This window comes from Myceligenerans cantabricum (assembly GCF_054777735.1).
In genome coordinates this window covers 1-19210 of record NZ_BAAHAJ010000006.1, presented here as the reverse complement: position 1 = coordinate 19210, position 19210 = coordinate 1, and the positions used below count along the sequence as shown (strand labels likewise).

The following is a 19210-nucleotide window of genomic DNA, read 5'->3' as shown; positions in this document are numbered from 1 at the left end:
GGTACGTTTCGCGAGAAGCGCGACGACCGAGGAGAGGTCTCAGATGCCCGGTTCCAGGACCCTGCGGGTGGAGCCCGAGGAATGGCAGGAGCTGCAGCGGAACGTCCGTGACGGCGTGACCGAGGGGGTCTCCGGGATCCTCGTGGACCATCTGTCGGCGCCGGTCAAGGCGCTCTTGGTCACCACGGCCGGCGACCGGGGCGTGCGTGCCCGCCTGACCATGGTCGGTGGACAGGCCGTCGTGGTGGCGCAGCGGATCGCGTCCGTCGAGGGTGAGACCCGGGTCGAGCCCGGCGCCCAGATCACGTTCACCGGCCCGGACGAGCTGTGGGAGTCGCTCACGCGGGCCCTGCCGGACGACGAGCTGCTCCGGGCGCCGGCCGCGGCCGTCGACGGCCCGGACCGGACCCTGGACCTGTCGGCCGAGGCGGCGCAGCAGCTCCTGACCCGCGAGGAGTGCAACCTGCGCGTCCAGGTCGAGGCCTGGCGCGGCGGCGAGGCGCCGGTGGTGGTGTGGGGCCGCTTGTGGGCCGTCGTCGACGACCGGCTGATCGACGTACGCACGGACGACGGCGAGCTGAAGCTCGTCGACCGGCCCGCGGGATCCGTCGCCAAGGAGCTGCGCTGGGCGCTGACCGGCGCCGTCGACGCCACCGCGGGCGCGGAGGCGGACGAGTGAGCGAGCGGCTGTGGGGTCAGGACGTCGAGCAGGTCCGGGAGCTGGCCCGGAAGTTCGGGACGTCGGCCCAGGACCTGGACTCCGTACGGCAGCTGGTGGACCACGCCGTGCTCGGCTTCGACGGGTGGGGCCCGAACGTCGATCACCTGCGCGACCTGTGGTCCGGCGACCTCGCGCCGTCCCTGACGCAGGCCGCGGACGCCCTGCGCGAGGCGGGCGACAAGGCCGCCCAGAACGCCGACGACCAGCAGGGCACGACCGAGTCGTACGACGGCGGCAGCCCGTTCGCGGGCGCGACCGCCACCGGCACGACCGGGGCCGGCAACCCCTTCGCCGGTGCGACCGGCACCGCCACCGGCACGGTCGAGCCCGACGACGGCGGCGTGCTCGACTGGTTCGGGGACCGCCTCGACGACGCCGGGGGCTGGGTCTCCGACAGCGCCGCCGACCTCGGGGACTGGTTCTCGGACACCACGTCCGGCGTCGGCGGCCGGCTCTCGGAGACCGGCTCGACGATCGGCGACAGCTTCGGCAACCTGTGGGACACGGGCGGCCAGCTCTGGGACGCCACGGGCGGCTCGGTCCTGGACGGCCGCTGGCCGCGTACCACCGAGGTGGTCGCCTCCGGGCTGCTGTTCGCGGGGTCGGCGGCCGACACCCTCCTGACCACCGGCACCGCCGGCCAGGTGGACCTGGACCTGTTCGACGACGGCGATCCGTACGCTGGCCCTCCCCGGCCCGTGAACCCCGACAGCACGACGATCCCCGCCGACATCGAGGACCTGAGCGCGAGCGTCACCGACGCCTACGGCGCGGGCGACTCGCAGGTGCGTGTCACCACCGTCGACACCCCCGAGGGGCCGCGCGTCATCGTCAGCGTCCCGGGCACGGAGCAGTGGAGCCCGGCCACCGGTGACAACCCGATGGACCTCACGGGAAACCTGGTCACGGCGGGCGGCGGCACCTCGACGATGACGGAGGCGGTCGAGCTCGCCCTGCAGAACGCGGACCTCCCGCCCGGTGCGGAGGTGATGCTCGTCGGCCACTCGCAGGGCGGCATGACGGTCGCCGACCTGGCCTCGGACCCCGGGTTCGTGTCCGAGCACCACGTGACCCACGCGATGACCTTCGGCTCGCCGGTCGACAGCGACCGCATCGATCCCGGCGTCGACGTGCTGGAGGTGCAGCACGGGAACGACCCGGTGCCGCGCCTGGACCTGGACGACTCCCTCGTTCCCGGGCTGCCCAGCGGCCACGAGCAGGCGGGCCCGCACCATACGGAGGTCACGCTCGACAGCCCCGGCGGCCTGGCCGACGCGGCGGACAACCACTCGCACCAGAACTACAGCGACTCGCTCGCGTCGAGCACGGACGCCGGACTTCTCGCCTACGAGCAGCAGCTCCGCGAGAGCGGCTTCCTGGGCGGGACCGAGTCGAACACGAGCGCCGTGGACATCCACGTCGGGAGGAGCTGATGGTGACCGGATCACAGGGCAGGCGCAGGGCGGTACGGGCGGGGATCGTCTCGGCCGCGGTCGCCCTCGCCGCGGCGCTCACCGGGTGCGGCTCCGACGGGAAGGAGTGCACCGAGCTGTACACCACCGTCGTCGGCGGCGTCGACGGCGTCGCGTCCGTCGACGCCGACTGCCGCGAGCAGCTCGGCGGCGGCTGGCAGCGCGTCGACGTCCACCTGGCGACCGACAGCGCCGACGAGGCGCGCACGATCGGCGAGGCGGTCCTGGAGGCGGTCGCCGCGGAACCGGGCATGGACCCGCAGTGGTCGACCCCGCAGCGCTACTACCTCCAGGACGGCACCGAGGCCACGATCGGGCTGCGCGACCTCGGCTTCAACGGCGTCCCCACCGTGAGCGAGGCGCGCGACCACTACGGCGTCACGCCGTAGGGAGCACGCCGCCGGACCCGGCTGCCGGGCTGCGGCGGCCGGGCCCGGCGACGGCGTGCTCCGGGGGCTGGCTAGCGCCAGGTGTCGGTCAGGGCGAGCGCGCCGGTCGCGCCCACCGTGGCGGTGCGGTTCGCGCCGCTCTCCCAGGTCACGTTCCCGCTGCCGTCGAGCTTCACGTACTTGTACTCGAACGTGGTGCCCGCCGGGAGGTCGAGGGCCCCCGTCCAGGTCGGGTACGAGTCGGCCGACAGCGCGACGCCGTCCGACGGGGTCCAGGACCCGAGCTCGGGCCGGTCGCCCACCAGGTAGACGTTCTGGCCCCACGAGGTCTCGGCGTCCACCGCGACGGAGACCTCGCCGACCTCCGCCGTCGGCTGCGGCGCGGCGTCCCCGGTCGCGCCGACGTGCACGGCCAGCGCGCCGTACGCCGGCAGCGTCGCGTCCAGCCGCCCGGAGCCGTCCACCTCCCAGGTGACCGAGCAGTCGGACGCGGCGACGACGTCGCAGTACTCACCCGCGGGGAGCGAGGTCTGGTAGGTCCGGTTCACGGACGAGCCGGTGTTGTTGATGGCCACGTAGCCGCTCTGGCCACGGCCGTAGCCGATGTTGTTGGCGCCGTCGTCCCACCAGTTCGTCACGCCGGTGCCCGACACCTCGTTGTGGAAGCCGACCATGCCGCGGATCTCGGTCCAGCGCTGGGTGCAGGTGAACACGCCGCCGCAGTCCGCGTCGGGTACGGAGGTGTTCGTGGAGCCCGGCACGCCGGCGTCGTGGTCGGAGAACTCGTACCCGGAGTAGACGGACGGCGACCCGTACGGCCAGGACAGCATGAACGTGTTGGCCAGGACGTACTTGGCGCCCCACTGGTAGTTCATCGTCTCGCCGTTGCGCTCGGTGTCGTGGTTGTCCACGAACACGCTCGCGACGCCGCTGGGCAGCTTGCCGTCGCCGATCTGGCGCAGGTTCTTGATCTGGCCGTCGAAGTCGCTCTTGAGCTGGCGGCCGTAGGCGAACTCGTGCACGTCGCCGGTACCGGTGTACTCGGACGGCTGGATCGGCTCGCCGGCGGCCCCGATGACCTCCTGCACCCAGAAGGCTCCGGAGGTCTGCGCCTTGATCGCGGCGAGGTCGTCCGCGGGCATGTGCTTGGCGGCGTCGATACGGAACCCCTCGACGCCGAGCGAGGTCAGGTCGTCGAGGTAGTCGGCGAGCCTGCCGCGCACGTAGCCGGAGCCGGTGCGCAGGTCCTGCAGGCTCACCAGGCGGCAGTTCTGCACCTCCCAGCGGTCGCCGTAGTTGCTGATGTCCCGCTTGCAGTCGTTGAAGTCCGGGGCGGAGTACGTTCCGGGGAACGAGTCCTGGCCGTAGGTGCTGCCCGCGACGCCGGACCCGGAGCCCGCGGCCATGTGGTTGACGACGGCGTCCGCGATGACCCCGACACCGGCGTCGTCGCAGGCGTCGACCATCGCCGCGAACTCGGCACGGGTGCCGAGCTTCGACTCGATCTGGTACGACACCGGCTGGTAGGAGGTCCACCACTGGGTGCCGGTGACGTGCTCGTTGGGCGGGGACACCTGCACGTAGCCGAAGCCGGCGGGTCCGATGGTGTCGGTGCACTCCGCGGCCACGGAGGTCCACGTCCACTGGAAGAGGTTGAGGATCACGTCCTTGTCGTCGCGCGGGGGCGTGCTGGCCGCGGCGTCCTTCGACGAGGCGGTCGCGAGCCCGAGCACGACCATGGTCGCGACGGCCGCGAGCAGTGCTGTGAACAGGGCGAACAGGGGTGTTCGGCGCGTCATTGCGTCTCCCGGGGGTAGTACTGACTGGGCGTGCAGCAACTTCACTGCAAAGTTTTCCGTAGGGTTCTGCAAGACGATACAGAGAGTTGAGTGGAAAGAAAAGGGCAGACCGGACACCGGCCCGGCGCCGCCGGCCGGCGCGCGGAGGCGGCCGGGGGGTGGCGTGGTGGCGTGACCGAGGTGACACCCGGGCGGGGCGAGGGTTTGGGACAATGGGGCGCGTGGCTTCCCTCCTCGACCGTGCCGTCACGTCCGCACCGTCCCCCGTCCTGCCCCCGTTGCGGATCGGGCCGATCACCGTGGCCACCCCGGTGGTGCTCGCACCCATGGCAGGTGTGACCAACCGGGCCTTCCGCACCCTGTGCCGCGAGGCCGGGCAGAGCACCGGCTTCGATCCGGGCCTGTACGTCGCGGAGATGGTGACCTCACGCGCCCTGGTGGAACGCAACGAGGCCGCGCTGCGCATCGTCACGTTCGGTGCCGACGAGTCGCCCCGGTCCGCCCAGGTGTACGGCGTCGACCCGGCCACCGTCGGCGCCGCGGTCCGGCTCATCGCCGCCGAGGACCGCGCCGACCACGTCGACCTCAACTTCGGCTGCCCCGTGCCCAAGGTGACCCGCAAGGGCGGCGGCGCCGCCCTGCCGTGGAAGCGGCGGCTGTTCACGGACATCGTGCGTGCCGCTGTCGGCGCCGCCGAGCCGTACGGGATCCCGGTGACGATCAAGATGCGCAAGGGCATCGACGACGACCACCTCACCTACCTCGAGGCGGGGCGCATCGCCGAGGGGCTCGGTGTCGCCGCCGTCGCGCTGCACGCCCGCACGGCCGCGCAGCACTACTCCGGCGTCGCGGACTGGGAGTCGATCGCCCGCCTCAAGGAGGCCGTCCGCACCGTGCCGGTGCTCGGCAACGGCGACATCTGGTGCGCGGAGGACGCCCTCGACATGGTGCGCCGCACGGGGGCCGACGGCGTGGTGGTGGGCCGCGGCTGCCAGGGCCGCCCCTGGCTGTTCGCCGACCTCGCCGCCGCCTTCAACGGGTCGGACGTCCGCGTGCGGCCAGGCCTGCGCGAGGTGGCCGACGTCGTGCACCGGCACGGCGAGCTGATGGTCGACTACTACGACGGCGACGAGCACCGTGGCGTCCGCGACCTGCGCAAGCACATGGCCTGGTACCTCAAGGGCTATGCCGCCGGGGGTGAGGCGAGGCACGCGCTCGCCCGTGTCTCCTCGCTGACCGAGCTCCGCGAGCTGCTCGACGGCCTGGACCTCACGGCCGGCTACCCGGGTGCCGACGCCGAGGGCCGGCGGGGCCGCGCCGGCACGCCGAAGACGCCGCACCTGCCCTACGGCTGGCTGGACTCCCGCGACCTGGACGCCGAGTTCGAGGCCAGGCTCCGGGAGGCGGAGCTGAGCGTCAGCGGCGGCTGACGCGACCCTCCTGGCAGCGCCCGTGGGCCCCGGGGCCCAAAGACCGAGCGCTCTCTTGCGAGTGCCCGGCTCGGCCACTATCGTTCGTTTGTAACGATTCAATCACTCAGGACGGTGACCGCAATGACGCTGCGCCGCAAGCTCCTTCGCCGCGCCGGACTACCGGCGCTCCTCGGCACCATCGCCCTCGGACTGGCCGCCGCACCGCCTCCGGCGGCCTCCGCCATGACCGACACCGCTGTCATCGACACTCCCCCACCAGCCCATGTCGTGCAGGAGGGCCCGAGGCGGGTCACGTTGCGCGACCTCGAAGTCGAACGCAAGACCGAGCCGGTGGGGATCGACGTCGAACGCCCCCGGTTCTCCTGGACGATCGACACGAGGCGGCGCGGCACGGTGCAGCAGGGCTACCTGCTGCGGGTCGCGACCTCGCCGGAGGCTCTCGACAGCGGTGACCTCGTCTGGAACAGCGGCATGGTCCCCTCCGACGCCTCCTGGGACGTCTCGTACGGCGGACCGGAGCTGGACCCGGCCACCGACTACTACTGGCGGGTGCTCGTGCGCACCAGCGCGGGCGTGGCCATGGCGGACTCGACCTTCCGCACGGGCCTCTACGACGACGGCGACTGGGCCGGCAGCACCTGGATCGGCAACGAGCGCTCCACCTCGGACCTGTCCCTCGACGACGCCCGGTGGATCTGGACACCCGAGAGCACCGCACCGCAGGCGCCACCGGACCCACGGGCGTTCCGCACCACCCGCACGACGCCGGACGGGCGGGAGGCGAGCACCGCCGAGATCCTGATCACCGGCGACGACTCGTTCCGGCTGTGGGTCAACGGCGATCTCGTCGGCGGCACGGAGGGTGCGGAGAACGAGTGGCAGACGGGCCACCGCTACGAGGTCGAGCTCGCCGGCGACCGCAACGTGTTTGCCGTCCGCACCACCAACACGCCCCACGCCGACGGCACCGACTCCCCTGCCGGGCTGCTCGCCGCGGTGCGCATCCACTACGACGACGGGTCCACCGACGACCTCGTCACCGACACCGGCTGGCTCGCGAGCCGCACCGTCCCCGACGGCTTCGAGGAGCCCGGGTTCGACGACAGCGCATGGCAGCCCGCCGTGGTGCAGGCACCCTACGGGTCGGGACCGTGGGGTCGCGGCGTGTCGGTGCAGCAGCCGGTCGCGCCGGCCCCGCTGCTCCGCAAGGAGTTCGACGTGAGGGGTGAGGTCGCCGACGCGACGCTCTTCGTCGCCGCCGGCGGTTACGCGAACGCGTCCCTCAACGGCGAGCCGGTCAGCGACGACGTCCTCTCCCCGGGCTTCACCGACTACGACGACACGGTGCAGTACGTCGCCGACGACGTGACGAGCCACCTGACCGACGGCACCAACGCGCTCGGCTTCGAGCTGGGACGCGGCTTCTACGGCATGACCGGCTCCAACGTCTGGAACTGGCACGACCCGCCGTGGCACGACGAGCCGGTCGTGCGCGCGGTGCTGCGGATCGAGTACGCCGACGGCGGCGTCGACACGGTCGTCACCGACGGCACGTGGACGGTCCACGACGGCCCGACTCTCTTCGACGACCTCTACGGGGGTGAGACGTACGACGCCGCGCTGGCCCAGGACGACTTCGACACGGCGGGCTTCGACGCGTCCGGCTGGGACGCGGCGACCGAGGCCGACGGGCCGCGCGGGGAGCTCGTCAACCAGCGGCAGCAGCCGGTCCGGGTGACCGAGTCACTGCCCGCGACCGAGATCACGGAGCCCGCCGAGCACACGTACGTCGTGAAGTTCCCTCGCGTCCTGGCCGGCTGGGTCGAGCTCACGGCCGCCGGCTCGGCGGGCACCGAGATCGAGGCCGTGTACGGAGAGAAGCTCCACGCCGACGGCACGGTCAGCCAGGCCGGCAACGCGGGCTTCGGGTCCGGCTTCCAGACCGACCGGTTCCTGCTGGCCGGCACCGGAGCGCCCGAGACCTGGGAGCCACGGTTCTCCTACAAGGGGTTCCAGTATGTGCAGATCTCCGGCTGGCCGGGCGAGGGCCCACCGCCGCCGGAAGCCTTCACGGCGAAGGCGGTCCACACCGACGCGGCCGAGACGGGCAGCTTCGACTCGTCCAGCCGGATCATGAACGCCACCCATCGTGCGGTCGTCGACACGCTCGCCAACAACATCCACTCCGTCCCCACCGACACCCCGATGTTCGAGAAGAACGGGTGGACCGGTGACGCCGTCCTCGGCGCGGACATGTTCCTGCTCAACCTCGACACGCACGAGCTGTTCGCGAAGTGGATCCGCGACGTGCACGAGTCCCGCGACGAGAACGGGGCACCGCTGGTGATCGCCCCGAGCTCGGCCGACTGGGGTCAGTGGGGGCCGGCCCAGCCGTGGCACTCCGCCTACGTCCTGATCCCCGACCGGCTCTACCGGTACGGCGGCGACCGTCAGGTGGTGCGGCAGTACTACGACGGCATGAAACGGTATGTCGACCTGGAGTTCGACCGGTCGGACGACGGCCTCGTGACCGACAACCGGCTGGGCGACTGGGTCAGCCCGGACGCCAGCCCCGGCGGCGGCAACGCGCCGGAGGACTCCCGGGTCTCCGGGACGGCCTTCCTCCACACGATGCTGACCACGATGAGCCGCACCGCCGACCTGCTGGACAAGCCGGGCGACGCCACCCGCTTCACCGCACGCGCGGAGATCGTCAGGAAGGCCTTCAACGACGCCTACCTCGACCGGGAGCAGGGCTTCTACCGTGGGCAGACCGACGAGAGCGGCTACCGGCAGACCCACAACGTGCTCGCGCTCGCGTTCGGGCTCGCACCGGACGCCCGGACGGCGCAGCGGGTGGCCGACAGCATCGCCGCCGACGTCACCGAGCGCGGCACCACGCTGAACACCGGTGTGCTCGGCACCAAGTTCCTGCTGCCTGTGCTGACCGAGCACGGGTACCCGGATCTGGCCTACGACCTGGCGGTGCAGACCGAGTACCCGAGCTGGGGATACATGGTCGAGAACGGCGCGACCTCGATGTGGGAGCACTGGTCGCCGGAGGCGCGGTCGCTGGGGCACTACTTCCTCGGCACGGTCGACGACTGGTTCTACCAGTACGTCGCGGGCATCCGCCCGTCGGCCGAGCACGGCTTCCGGCGCACCACCGTCGCTCCCGTCCTCGCCGAGGAGCTGGACCACGCCTCGGCGACGGCGCCCACCCCGTTCGGGCCGGTGCGCAGCGCGTGGGAGCGCTCAGGCACCCAGGTCCGGATGGACGTGTCCGTCCCGGTCGGCATGCGCGCCACGGTACGGCTGCCGACGGCCGTCCAGCAGCGGGCGACGGAGAGCGGATCGGCGCTCGAGACCGCCGCGGGGGTCGAGAGCGTGGAGGTGGCGAACGGCTCGGTCCACGTGGTGGTTGGTTCGGGCGACTACGTGTTCGACGTCGCGGGCGCGACCGTGTCCAGGACGCAGGCCGCGAGAGGTGGCACGACCTCGGGGTGACCCGGTCCGGGTTCACCGAGCGTGCGGTGCTGCCGGGGTCCGACGTGCGGACCCCGGCAGCACAGCACGCCTTCAGCCGAAGTTGACCCCCTGGGCCAGGGGCAGCTCCGTGGAGTAGTTGATCGTGTTCGTGGCGCGGCGCATGTACTGCTTCCACGCGTCGGAGCCGGACTCGCGCCCGCCGCCCGTGGACTTCTCGCCGCCGAACGCCCCGCCGATCTCCGCGCCGGACGTCCCGATGTTCACGTTCGCGATGCCGCAGTCCGAGCCGGCCTCCGAGAGGAACCGCTCCGCCTCCCGCGCGTCCAGCGTGAAGATGGCGCTCGACAGCCCCTGCGGCACGCCGTTGTGGAGGGCGATCGCCTCGTCGAGGTCGTCGTACGCCATCACGTACAGCACGGGCGCGAACGTCTCACGTCGCACGACGGCGGTCTGGGCGGGCATCCGCACGATCGCCGGGGTCACGTAGGTGGCCCCGGGGGCGTCGTCGAGAGTCACCCGCGCGCCGCCGACGAGGACCTCGCCGCCGTCCGCGCGCGCCTCGGCCAGCGCCGCGGCCATGCGCTCGGCCGAGCCCGGGTCGATCAGCGGCCCCACCAGGGTGCCCGCCGCGCGCGGGTCGCCGATCGGCAAGCCCTCGTAGGCGCGGACCAGCCGCGCGACGACGTCGTCCACGACTCCCGAGTGCACGATCAGGCGGCGTAGCGTCGTGCAGCGCTGGCCGGCCGTGCCGGCCGCCGAGAACACCACGCCGCGCGTGGTCAGCTCCAGGTCGGCCGACGGCGTCACGACGGCCGCGTTGTTCCCGCCGAGCTCCAGCAGGTACCGGCCCATACGACCCGCGACCACCGGTGCCACCTGGGCTCCCATCCGCTCGGACCCGGTCGCGGACAGCAGGGCGACCCGCTCGTCCGCGACCAGCGCCTCGCCGGCGTCGCGCTCGCCGAGCAGGAGCTGCGACACCTCGGACGAGTACCCCGCCTCGACGAGCGCCCGGTCGAGCAGGGCGTGCGCGCCGAGCGAGGACAGCAGCGTCTTCTCGCTCGGCTTCCACACCACGGTGTCGCCGCAGACCAGCGCGACGGCGGTGTTCCACGACCACACGGCGACCGGGAAGTTGAAGGCGCTGATCACGCCGACGACGCCGAGCGGGTGCCAGGTCTCCATCAGCCGGTGGCCCGGCCGCTCCGACGGCACGGTCCGCCCACCGACGGTCCGCGACAGCCCGAGCGCGTGGTCGCAGATGTCGATCATCTCCTGGACCTCGCCCAGGGCCTCGCTCGTGATCTTGCCTGCCTCGATGGTCACCAGCTCGGCGAGGTCGGCCTTGTGCTCGGCGAGGAGCTCGCCGAACCGCTTGACCACCTGTCCGCGCGCGGGAGCGGGCACGGACCGCCAGGTGGTGAAGGCGTCGGCGGCGCGCCCGACGGCGGCGCGGGCCTCGGCGGCACCGTCGCGCCGCACCTGCAGGATCGTCTCCCCGGACAGCGGCGACACGACGCCCAGGCCGGCCGGCCCCCGGGCCCCGCCGTCATCGCCCGGCGCCGCCGGTGCGGGCGCCGGCGGCTCGTCGGTCACGCGCTCGGCGAGGGCCGGGACGCCGAGGCGGGTGAGCGCGGACCGCGCCGCTGAGCGAAGGTCTGCGCCGAGCGGGGAGAGGGTCTGCGCCGGGGTGGTGGCGGTCATGGTTGTCCTCCGGGGGTGGTGGAAGGGGTCAGGGTCTCGGGGTCGACGCCGAGCGTCGCGGCGGCAGCCCGGCGGGACCGCTCGACCTGTCGAGCATAGAGCTCGAACGGGTCGTTCAGGTCGCGCCCCAGGGCGCCCGCCATCCAGTCCTCGTCGCGGTCGGCGCCGGCCTGACCGGCATCCTTGGCGCCCTCCTGCGTGAGGTTGGACTGGAAGATCCCGGCGGCGGAACGGGGCAGGAAGTCCTCGTAGACGACCGGGGCCCGCAGGACACGGGGAGCGCGCCCGCCGTCGTCGGCGGGCGCCAGCTCGTACGTGAAGTACCCGAGCCCCTGGTCCGCGAGCGCCGCCTCGGTGACGGGGAAGGTCCGCTGCCAGACCTCGCGGCCGATCGCCTGGCGCTCGGCCTCGCCGGCGTCTCCGGTGCGCTCGTCGACCTCGGCGACGGCGGTGTCGTACGCGGCACGCCCGGACCGGGTCAGGGCGATGCCCCGAGCCTCGACCTCGCCGAACCGCACGCGGAGCGCGTCCTCGACGACCTCGCCGGCGGGGGTGCGGAAGACGCGCGGCTCGGCGAGCGCGCGGAACGACGTCTGCCGCAGCAGCAGGTCGGGACCGTCCCAGCGGGGCGGGCCCTGGATCGCGGGGATCATCGTGATGCCGCGGGCGGTCATGCGGGCGTACAGGTCGTCGATGTCCAGCACGCGCGGGGTGAGGTGGTTGACGTGGGTGGAGGGGACGCCGCCGATGTCGGCGGCGACGGCGGACACGGTCTCCAGCTCGCGGTACCAGGCCTGGTCGACGGGCTCCCGGGAGAGCTCGAAGGCCTCGGTGGCCAGGCGCAGGAACTCGGCGGCGGTCTCGCGGGGCAGGCCACCGTCGGCCTCGGCGCGGTCGGCGAGCCGCAGGAGCTCGGGGCCGAAGAGGGTGCGGGTCCCGAGGAACTCGTCGAGGCGGCGTTCCTGGTCCGCGGTGAAGAAGCGTCGGTCGCCCGGCACCAGCATCGACGTGAAGACGCGGAACGGGTTGCGGGCCAGCTCGTCACGGTCGACCGGCCGGAACGCCGTGGAGATCACGGGGACGGACGACGAGGCGTCGCGCAGGTCGTAGAACCCGACCGGGCGCATCCCCATGGCACCGAAGATCCGCGCCACCTGGGAGATCTCGGCCGGTGTGCCGACGCGGACGGCACCGTGTCGTTCGGAAGTCACGCGGTCGATCGAGCCGAGCCGCTCGGCGTCGGCCCCGAGGGCGGCGACGACAGCGGCGTTGACCTCGTGGCTGACCTCCAGGAGCGTGGTGTAGGCGGGCACCTCCTTCCCGTACATGTCCGACAGAGAGCGGGCGAACGCCGCCCGTAGCTGCCATAGCTCAAGGAATTTCTCCTGAGTCATGCCCCATCCTTCCCTCAGCGCTTGTGGCGCACGGTGCTTGTCACCAGAATCTTTCCACGCCGAAGGGGGTCGCGTCGATGTCCGGCACGCTCTGCTCGAGAAGGTCCCGGACGACCTCGCCGACGGCGGGCGCCACCCGCGCGGCGGAACCGCCGAACCCGGTCGCGTACAGCAGGCCGGACCCGTTGGACCCGAGCAGCGGGATCCCGTCGGGGGTCTCGGTCCGTGTGCCCGACCAGCCCGGCGCGAGGGGCGCCTCGGACAGGGCCGGCGCGGAGTGCGCGGCCGCCTGCCGCAGCACCGGCAGGAGGCGTGACTCGTACCCGGGATCGAGGCGCCGGTCCGGGCGCTCGACGCCGAGCATCATGCGGTCGGGCTCGGCGTTCGCGAACCAGAACGTGGAGCCGACGTCCAGCGTGGTGGGCACCTGCCCGGGGCGGGGGGCGAGCGGCAGGGTGAAACCGAACGCCCGGCGGCGCGCCGTGAGCGGCAGCCCGGGCCCGGGCGGTCCGTCGGACCCCGCGCCCCCGGGGAGCGCCGCCTCCGCGAGCTGGGAGGTGTGCACCCCCGCGCACAGCACGACGGCGCCGGTGCGCACCGACCCGCGATCCGTCCAGACCGTCGAGACCGCACCGCCCTGCTGCTCGATCCGCTCCACCATGCAGTGCTCGCGCAGCTGCGCTCCCCGGTCGGCCGCCACGGCCAGCAGGTCCGCCGCGGCGGACCCGGACACGTGCCACCGTTCCGGGGCGACCAGCGCCGCCCCGGCGTACTGCCAGGAGGCGACGTACGGGTTGAGCACCGCCGCGTCCTCCGGGCGGATCATCATGCTGTCCAGGCCGCGCGCGGCCTGCTGCGCGACGGCGTCCGTGTAGGCGGCCAGGAGGACCTCGTCGGGCAGCAGGTGCAGGCTCGCCCGGCTCGCCGCGCGGTGCCCGGCGGCGGCCCAGGGCCGGGTCGGGAGGTCCGCGTACAGGTCCGCGCTACGCCGGGCGAGCGCCTCGAACGCCCGCTCGGCCGCCGCGGGGTCGGGTTCCTGGCGCCCGGACGTGCCGCGCAGGTCGGGGGTGGTCCTGGTCCGGGGGCGCCCCGCGAGGGGTACCGGTGAGACCACCTGGCGGGGCGCGCCCGAGAAGTGCGTCGGATCGGCCCCGTCGGGCAGGGTGAACGCCTCGACGAGGAGCACGCTCGCGCCGCCGTCGGCCAGCCAGCACGCGACAGAGGCGCCGATGGCGCCGCCACCTGCGACGACGACGTCGACCGTCCGCGGCAGGGCACCCTGCCTGCTCCTGTGGACGGAGGGGAACGACATGCGCACAGATTCTGCCATCGCAGCCCCCGTTCATCGACCGGTCCCCGCGGTCCGCAGAGCCGTGGGCCGGCCGCCGAGCCCGCGAGGCGGCCGGCCCCGCCCAGCACCTCACCGGCGCGGAAGCCCGGGAACCGTCAGCCTCCCGCGCCGGGGGAGAGCTCCGCGGCGATCTCCGGCAGGAGGCGGTCGTCGAAGCCGAACATCGCCTGGTTCTCCCACGCGTTGCCCGAACCCGGGTCCTCCGGGTCCCAGCCGTTGCCGTCCACCGCCGTCCACGCCGGCTCCCAGTAGACCGTGCCGAGGCCGCGGCCGCCCGGCGCCGCGGCGACCGTGTCCTGCACTGCCCGGAACCAGGCGGCCTGCCCCGCCGGCGTCGCCGGGTAGCCGGCCACCAGGTCGTCCTGGCTCGCGATGACGTTCTCCCAGCCGGGCTCGTCGTCGTCCAGCGTGAACGGGTACGACGTCTCGACCACCATCACGTCCCGGTCGTACCGCGCCGACAGGCCGGTCACCGCCTCTTGCAGGTCCGCGAACGAGCCGTGCCAGTAGCCGTAGTAGCTCAGCCCGATCAGGTCGAACGGCACACCGCGCGCCGTGACCTCGTCGAACCACCAGGTCAGGGAGTCGAGTCCGTTGTTGATGTTCGTCAGGTGCAGCATGGTCCGCGCACCCGGGAACACCTCCTTGGTGGCGTCGTGCCCGGCCGTGAGGAACGCGGCGAGGTTGTCCCACTGCGGCCCGGTGACACCGTCGTCCGGGTCGACGTCCCAGGTCTGGCCGTGCGGCCACATCATGCCCGGGTTGATCTCGTTGCCGAGCTGCACATGGTCGACGCTCACGCCGGCGTCGCGCACCGCGGTCAGGACCTCGCGCGTGTGGTCGCCGAGCAGCCCGGCCATCTCGGCAGGCGTCGCGTCCGCCCAGGCGGCCGGCGTGCCCTGGGCACCGGGATCGGTCCAGCGGTCCGAGTAGTGGAAGTCGATCATCACGTCCATGCCCGCGGCCTCGGCCCGCGCGGCCGTCGCCGCCACGTGCGTCGCGTCGTTGTAGCCGTCCGCCGGGTCCACCCAGACCTTGAGCCGCGCCAGGTTCATACCCTGCTCCGCGAGCAGCTCGACCGGGTCGGCCACCGTGCCGTCCGTGTCGCGGTAGACACCGCCGAAGTCCTCGTTCTTCGCGACGTTCGACAGGTCGCCGCCGCGCACGTCTGCCGTCGCACGCCCCCGGACCAGCTCGACGTCGTCGACGTTCGCCCACGCGCCCGCGCCGCCGTCCGTCGCCACGGACACCGTGCAGGCACCGCCCCGCGAGAACGCCGGCACCGAGATCCGCACCCAGGCGTCGTCCTGCCCGGTGAGCGGCGTCGTGGTCGAGCCCGTCCCGGTGCGGCCACCGCCGCACCGCAGAGACAGGTGCGTCGCGTCCAGCCCGCCGCCGGACCGGACCCGCGCGCTCGCGGTCCACCAGCCGGCGGGCACGCCGGTCACGCGCTGGCTGGTGGTCACGGAGAAGTCGTGGTCGGCCCAGTGCGTGAGCCGCGCGGCCGACGACGCTCCTCCCGCCTCCGTCTTGGCCGCCGTCCCGGCGGTGGGAGAGGTCACCGTCCAGCCCGTCAGGCCGTCCTCGAACCCGGGGTTGACCAGCGGGATCGTGTTCCGCGCGACGGTGTCGGCCCGTGGTGGCCGGTCGGTCGGCGCCGCCGCGGCGGTCGCCGCCAGCCCTGCGGGCACGGCCAGCGCCAGTGCCGCGAGCGGGATCAGAGCTCGTCTCGTGCGCATACGTCCTCCTTGACGTAGGTGGTGCTCGGTGAGGTGGTGCTCGGTGAGGTGGTGCTCCCGCCGTAGGCCGGCGGTGGTCAGGTCGCCCGGCGCAGCACTCGCACCCCGCCCGCCGGGACGACGGCGTCGCCGCCGCCCTCCTGCCCGGTCAGCAGGTCGGTGGCCGGGCCGTCGAGGGGCAGCTTCGCGTCCTCGTCGCCGTGGTTGATCGCGATCACGTACTCGGCGCCGGCGCCGTGACGCCGGACCACCTCCACGTCCTCGGGGACGTCCGAGGGTGTCAGGCCGGCGTCCGCGTACACGTCCGCCATCACCGTGGCCAGCGTCTCGACGTCGAAGCTCGTGGACACGTACCAGCCGGTCCCCGCGCCGTGACGGTGCCGGGTGACGGCGGCACCGCCCGGCTTCGGGCCGTCGGCGTAGGTCCCGACGACGTCGGCCCCGGCAACCACGACGTCGTCCGCCCAGACGGTACCCGTGAGGCCGGCCGGCTCCGCGCCGGAACCGGGGGCGCCGTCGTAGGCGACCGTCAGGCTCTCGCCGTCGCGTAGCGGCAGGAACTCCTCGACCGTCACGCCGAGCGCGTCGCGCAGCGGGGCCAGGAAGCCGTCCGCGTGGACCGCGTCGTGCTCGTCGACGATCCCGGAGAAGTACGAGACCAGCAGCGTGCCGCCGCCTGCCACGTAGCGCGTGAGGTTCGCGGCCGCGTCGGCCGTGAGCAGGTACGACGCCGGAGCGAGGACCAGCTTGTACCGGCTCAGGTCCTGCTCCGGCCGGGCAAGGTCCACCGTGCGCCCGTCCCGCCAGAGCCTGTCGTAGAAGGCGTCGACACGCTCGCGGTGGCTCACCGCGGCACTGGGACGCCACTCGAGGTCCTGCGCCCAGAACGAGTCGGTGTCCCACAGGAGCGCGACGTCGGCCCGCACCCGGGAGCCACGCAGCTCCCCGAGCCTGCCGAGGTCCGCCCCGAGCTCGACCACCTCACGCCACACCCGGCTGCCCGTGCCGGCGTGCGGCAGCATCGCCGAGTGGAACTTCTCCGCCCCGGAACGGGACGCGCGCCACTGGAAGAACATGATGGCGTCGGCACCGCGCCCCAGGTGGGAGAACGAGTTGCGGGCCAGCTCGCCGGGCCGCTTGGCGACGTTGCGCGGCTGCCAGTTCACCGCCGACGTCGAGTGCTCCAGCAGCAGCCACGGCTTGCCGCCCGCCACGGAGCGGGTGAGGTCGGCAGCGAGCGCCAGGCCCACCTCGCCGCGCGGGTCGGCGGCGGTCAGATAGTGGTCGTTCGAGACGACGTCGACCTCCCGCGCCCACCGGAACAGGTCGGTGGACGGGCACGACGCCGCCATGAAGTTCGTGGTCACGGGGACGTCCGAGTGCGCACGGACCGCGTCGCGCTCGGCGGTGAAGCAGGCCCGGAGCGCGGAGTCGGTGAAGCGGGCGAAGTCGAGGGCCTGGGCGGGGTTGACCGTCGTCGGCGCGGCCGCCGGGACCTGCACGTGCTCCCACTCGCCGTAGACCTGCCCCCAGAACGCGGTGCCCCACGCGGCGTTGAGCACGTCGAGGGCGCCGTACCGCTCGCGCAGCCACTCGCGCCAGGCGCGCTCGGCGTGGACCGAGTAGTCGTCGGAGACCGGCGCGCCGTACTCGTTGTGCACGTGCCACAGGGCGAGGGCGGGGTGCGTGCCGTAGCGCTGCGCGAGCTCCGTGGTGATCCGCACCGCGGCCCGGCGGTACTCCGGCGAGCTCGGTGAGACCATGCCGCGCGAGCCCGGGCCCATGACGGTGCCGTCCCGCGTGACCACGCGGGAATCCGGGTAGGTGGCGTAGAACCAGGCCGGGGGCGCGGCGGTGGGCGTGCCGAGGTCCACGCGGATCCCGTTCGAGTACAGCAGGTCGATCACGCGGTCCAGCCAGGCGAAGTCGAACTCGCCCTCGCGCGGTTCGAGGAGCGCCCAGCTGAAGATCCCCACGCTGACGAGGTTCACGCCGGCCTCTCGCATCAGGCGCACGTCCTCGGCCCAGACCTCCTCGGGCCACTGCTCCGGGTTGTAGTCGCCCCCGTAGCAGAGGGCGTCGACACCGGGCAGCCAGCCGTCGTAGGCGGGTCCGGGAGGCAGGGGGCTTGCGGACATGCGGTACTCCTCGTTGTGCACGGTCCCAGTGGTTCTCGACACAGTTCACACCAGCACCGGGCATAAAAGCAAGGCCGAGCGCCTGACCCTGATGTTTGCGTGACGACGATCTGGCTCGCTACTGTGACCGTGCACAGACGTTGTGCCATAGACCCTCACGGTCCTTGACGAGGAGGACACATGAGCCTGACACCAGGCATCAAGGCCGGTGCGGCGCTCGCCGCCACGGCGCTGCTCGCCGCCGGCTGCTCCGGCAGCCCGGACGACACCCCCGCGGAGCCCACAGGCCCGGTGGAGCTCACGTTCTGGACGTGGGCACCGAACATCGAGGAGGTCGTCGACCTCTGGAACTCCGAGAACCCCGACATCCAGGTCGTCGTGAACAAGCAGGACGGCGGCGACCCGGCCGTCACCAAGCTCCTCACCGCGATCGAGGCGGGCTCGGGCGCGCCGGACATCATGCAGGCCGAGTACCAGAAGATCCCCCAGCTCGTGTCCAGCGAAGCCGTCGCGGACCTCTCCGGCGAGCTCGGTGACGACACCGCCGGCCACTTCGCCGAGGGTGTCTGGAACGCCGTGACGCTGGGCACCGACGCCGTCTACGCGGTGCCGCAGGACTCCGGGCCGATGCAGTTCTACTACCGCGCCGACATCTTCGACGACCTGGGTCTCGAGGTGCCCACCACGTGGGAGGAGTACGCCGACGTCGCCACCGAGCTGCACGAGCAGGACCCCGACAAGTACCTCGGCACCTTCTCCGCCAACGACGCCGGCTGGTTCGCCGGTCTCACCCAGCAGGCCGGCGCCTCCTGGTACGGGATCGAGGGCGAGTCCTGGGCCGTGGACATCGACGGCCCGGAGGTCACCCAGGTGGCCGAGTACTGGGGCGGGCTCGTCGAGGACGGCGTCATCGACGACAAGCCGATGTACACCCCGGAGTGGAACCAGGGCCTGAACGACGGCTCCCAGGTGGGCTGGCTGTCGGCGATCTGGGCGCCCGGCGTGCTGGAGGGCAACGCCCCAGACACCGCCGGCAGGTGGGAGATGGCGCCGATGCCGCAGTGGGACGCCGACGCCCCGGCCACGGGCACGTGGGGCGGCTCCGCCACGGCAGTCACCAGCCAGTCGGAGTACCCGGCGCAGGCCACGGAGTTCGTCGAGTGGATGAACACCGACCCGGAGGCGGTGCAGGCCCTGGTCGACCTGTCGGGGCTGTACCCGGCCGACGTCCCGGGCTCCGAGGACGCGCTGACCGACCCGCCGGAGTTCTTCGCGAACCAGGACGACTTCTACGAGGTGGCCGCCGAGACCGCCGCGACCACGCAGCCGTTCACCTACGGCCCGAACATCAACGTGGCCTACAGCGCGTACAACGACGAGTTCGCCAAGGCCACCGAGGCCGGGACCGCGGACGCGTTCGTCGAGGCGGTGGACGCGATGCAGCGGATCACGGTCGATGACCTGGTCGGCGCCGGGTTCGACGTCGCGGAGTGACGGTGACCTCCTCCCCCCGGCCGGCGTCCGCCCCCGGCCCGGAACGCCCGCCCCGCACCCCGGCGCGACCAGCGCGACCGGGACGGG

The 19210-nt window shown here is 72.9% G+C and carries 12 protein-coding genes; 6 read left to right on the top strand and 6 right to left on the bottom strand.

Annotated features, from left to right (window positions below):
• Positions 1–43: 43 nt before the first annotated feature.
• From ACYU96_RS06700 to ACYU96_RS06690, 3 genes are read left to right on the top strand one after another with little or no spacing between them, the layout of a single operon-like run.
• On the top strand, positions 44–679 hold the full coding sequence (locus tag ACYU96_RS06700; RefSeq protein WP_460750639.1) for a hypothetical protein: 636 nt from the start codon (positions 44–46) through the stop codon (positions 677–679).
• Positions 676–2154, top strand: coding sequence for an alpha/beta hydrolase family protein (locus tag ACYU96_RS06695; RefSeq protein ID WP_460750636.1), 1479 nt, complete (start codon positions 676–678; stop codon positions 2152–2154). Before ACYU96_RS06700 ends, ACYU96_RS06695 begins: the two co-directional genes overlap by 4 nt.
• 2 nt (positions 2155–2156) lie before the next feature.
• The gene (locus tag ACYU96_RS06690; RefSeq protein WP_460750633.1) at positions 2157–2582 is read left to right on the top strand and encodes a hypothetical protein; all 426 of its coding nucleotides are present in this window, start codon (positions 2157–2159) and stop codon (positions 2580–2582) included.
• 71 nt (positions 2583–2653) lie between these two features.
• Here ACYU96_RS06690 and ACYU96_RS06685 read toward each other — a convergent pair whose 3' ends face one another.
• Entirely contained in the window at positions 2654–4381 is a 1728-nt protein-coding gene (locus ACYU96_RS06685) for a carbohydrate-binding module family 20 domain-containing protein (protein WP_460750630.1), read from the bottom strand.
• A gap of 212 nt (positions 4382–4593) precedes the next feature.
• Here ACYU96_RS06685 and dusB point away from each other — a divergent pair, with 212 nt between their 5' ends.
• Both dusB and ACYU96_RS06675 read left to right on the top strand, forming a co-directional pair.
• Positions 4594–5811, top strand: coding sequence for a tRNA dihydrouridine synthase DusB (gene dusB, locus ACYU96_RS06680; RefSeq protein WP_460750628.1), 1218 nt, complete (start codon positions 4594–4596; stop codon positions 5809–5811).
• A 123-nt stretch (positions 5812–5934) separates the two neighbouring features.
• Entirely contained in the window at positions 5935–9321 is a 3387-nt protein-coding gene (locus ACYU96_RS06675; protein WP_460750740.1) for a family 78 glycoside hydrolase catalytic domain, read from the top strand.
• A gap of 72 nt (positions 9322–9393) precedes the next feature.
• Here ACYU96_RS06675 and amaB read toward each other — a convergent pair whose 3' ends face one another.
• The 5 genes from amaB to ACYU96_RS06650 all read right to left on the bottom strand — a co-directional run bounded on the left by amaB (position 9394) and on the right by ACYU96_RS06650 (position 17629).
• Complete coding sequence (amaB, locus tag ACYU96_RS06670) at positions 9394–11007, bottom strand: L-piperidine-6-carboxylate dehydrogenase (protein ID WP_460750625.1); 1614 nt, start codon at positions 11005–11007, stop codon at positions 9394–9396.
• Positions 11004–12401, bottom strand: coding sequence for a 2-oxoadipate dioxygenase/decarboxylase (hglS, locus tag ACYU96_RS06665; RefSeq protein ID WP_460750623.1), 1398 nt, complete (start codon positions 12399–12401; stop codon positions 11004–11006). The genes amaB and hglS overlap by 4 nt, the downstream gene beginning before the upstream one ends.
• 40 nt (positions 12402–12441) lie before the next feature.
• On the bottom strand, positions 12442–13713 hold the full coding sequence (locus ACYU96_RS06660; RefSeq protein ID WP_460750620.1) for an NAD(P)/FAD-dependent oxidoreductase: 1272 nt from the start codon (positions 13711–13713) through the stop codon (positions 12442–12444).
• A gap of 134 nt (positions 13714–13847) precedes the next feature.
• Positions 13848–15491 (bottom strand): glycoside hydrolase family 53 protein, encoded by a 1644-nt coding sequence (locus tag ACYU96_RS06655; RefSeq protein ID WP_460750618.1) that lies wholly within the window; start codon positions 15489–15491, stop codon positions 13848–13850.
• A gap of 77 nt (positions 15492–15568) precedes the next feature.
• Positions 15569–17629, bottom strand: a complete 2061-nt coding sequence (locus ACYU96_RS06650; protein ID WP_460750615.1) for a beta-galactosidase — start codon at positions 17627–17629, stop codon at positions 15569–15571.
• Between the two features lie 180 nt (positions 17630–17809).
• On the opposite strand from ACYU96_RS06650, the gene ACYU96_RS06645 reads away from it, so the two are divergent.
• Positions 17810–19123 (top strand): ABC transporter substrate-binding protein, encoded by a 1314-nt coding sequence (locus tag ACYU96_RS06645; RefSeq protein WP_460750613.1) that lies wholly within the window; start codon positions 17810–17812, stop codon positions 19121–19123.
• The last annotated feature ends 87 nt before the right edge of the window (positions 19124–19210 follow it).

Bases quoted from the DNA above. Each gene is read 5' to 3' on its own strand.
- ACYU96_RS06650 (WP_460750615.1), bottom strand. From the start codon at position 17,629: ATGTCCGCAAGCCCCCTGCCTCCCGGACCCGCCTACGACGGCTGGCTG.
- amaB (WP_460750625.1), bottom strand. From the start codon at position 11,007: ATGACCGCCACCACCCCGGCGCAGACCCTCTCCCCGCTCGGCGCAGAC.
- ACYU96_RS06645 (WP_460750613.1), top strand. From the start codon at position 17,810: ATGAGCCTGACACCAGGCATCAAGGCCGGTGCGGCGCTCGCCGCCACG.
- ACYU96_RS06660 (WP_460750620.1), bottom strand. From the start codon at position 13,713: ATGTCGTTCCCCTCCGTCCACAGGAGCAGGCAGGGTGCCCTGCCGCGG.
- ACYU96_RS06675 (WP_460750740.1), top strand. From the start codon at position 5,935: ATGACGCTGCGCCGCAAGCTCCTTCGCCGCGCCGGACTACCGGCGCTC.
- hglS (WP_460750623.1), bottom strand. From the start codon at position 12,401: ATGACTCAGGAGAAATTCCTTGAGCTATGGCAGCTACGGGCGGCGTTC.
- ACYU96_RS06685 (WP_460750630.1), bottom strand. From the start codon at position 4,381: ATGACGCGCCGAACACCCCTGTTCGCCCTGTTCACAGCACTGCTCGCG.
- dusB (WP_460750628.1), top strand. From the start codon at position 4,594: ATGGGGCGCGTGGCTTCCCTCCTCGACCGTGCCGTCACGTCCGCACCG.
- ACYU96_RS06655 (WP_460750618.1), bottom strand. From the start codon at position 15,491: ATGCGCACGAGACGAGCTCTGATCCCGCTCGCGGCACTGGCGCTGGCC.
- ACYU96_RS06700 (WP_460750639.1), top strand. From the start codon at position 44: ATGCCCGGTTCCAGGACCCTGCGGGTGGAGCCCGAGGAATGGCAGGAG.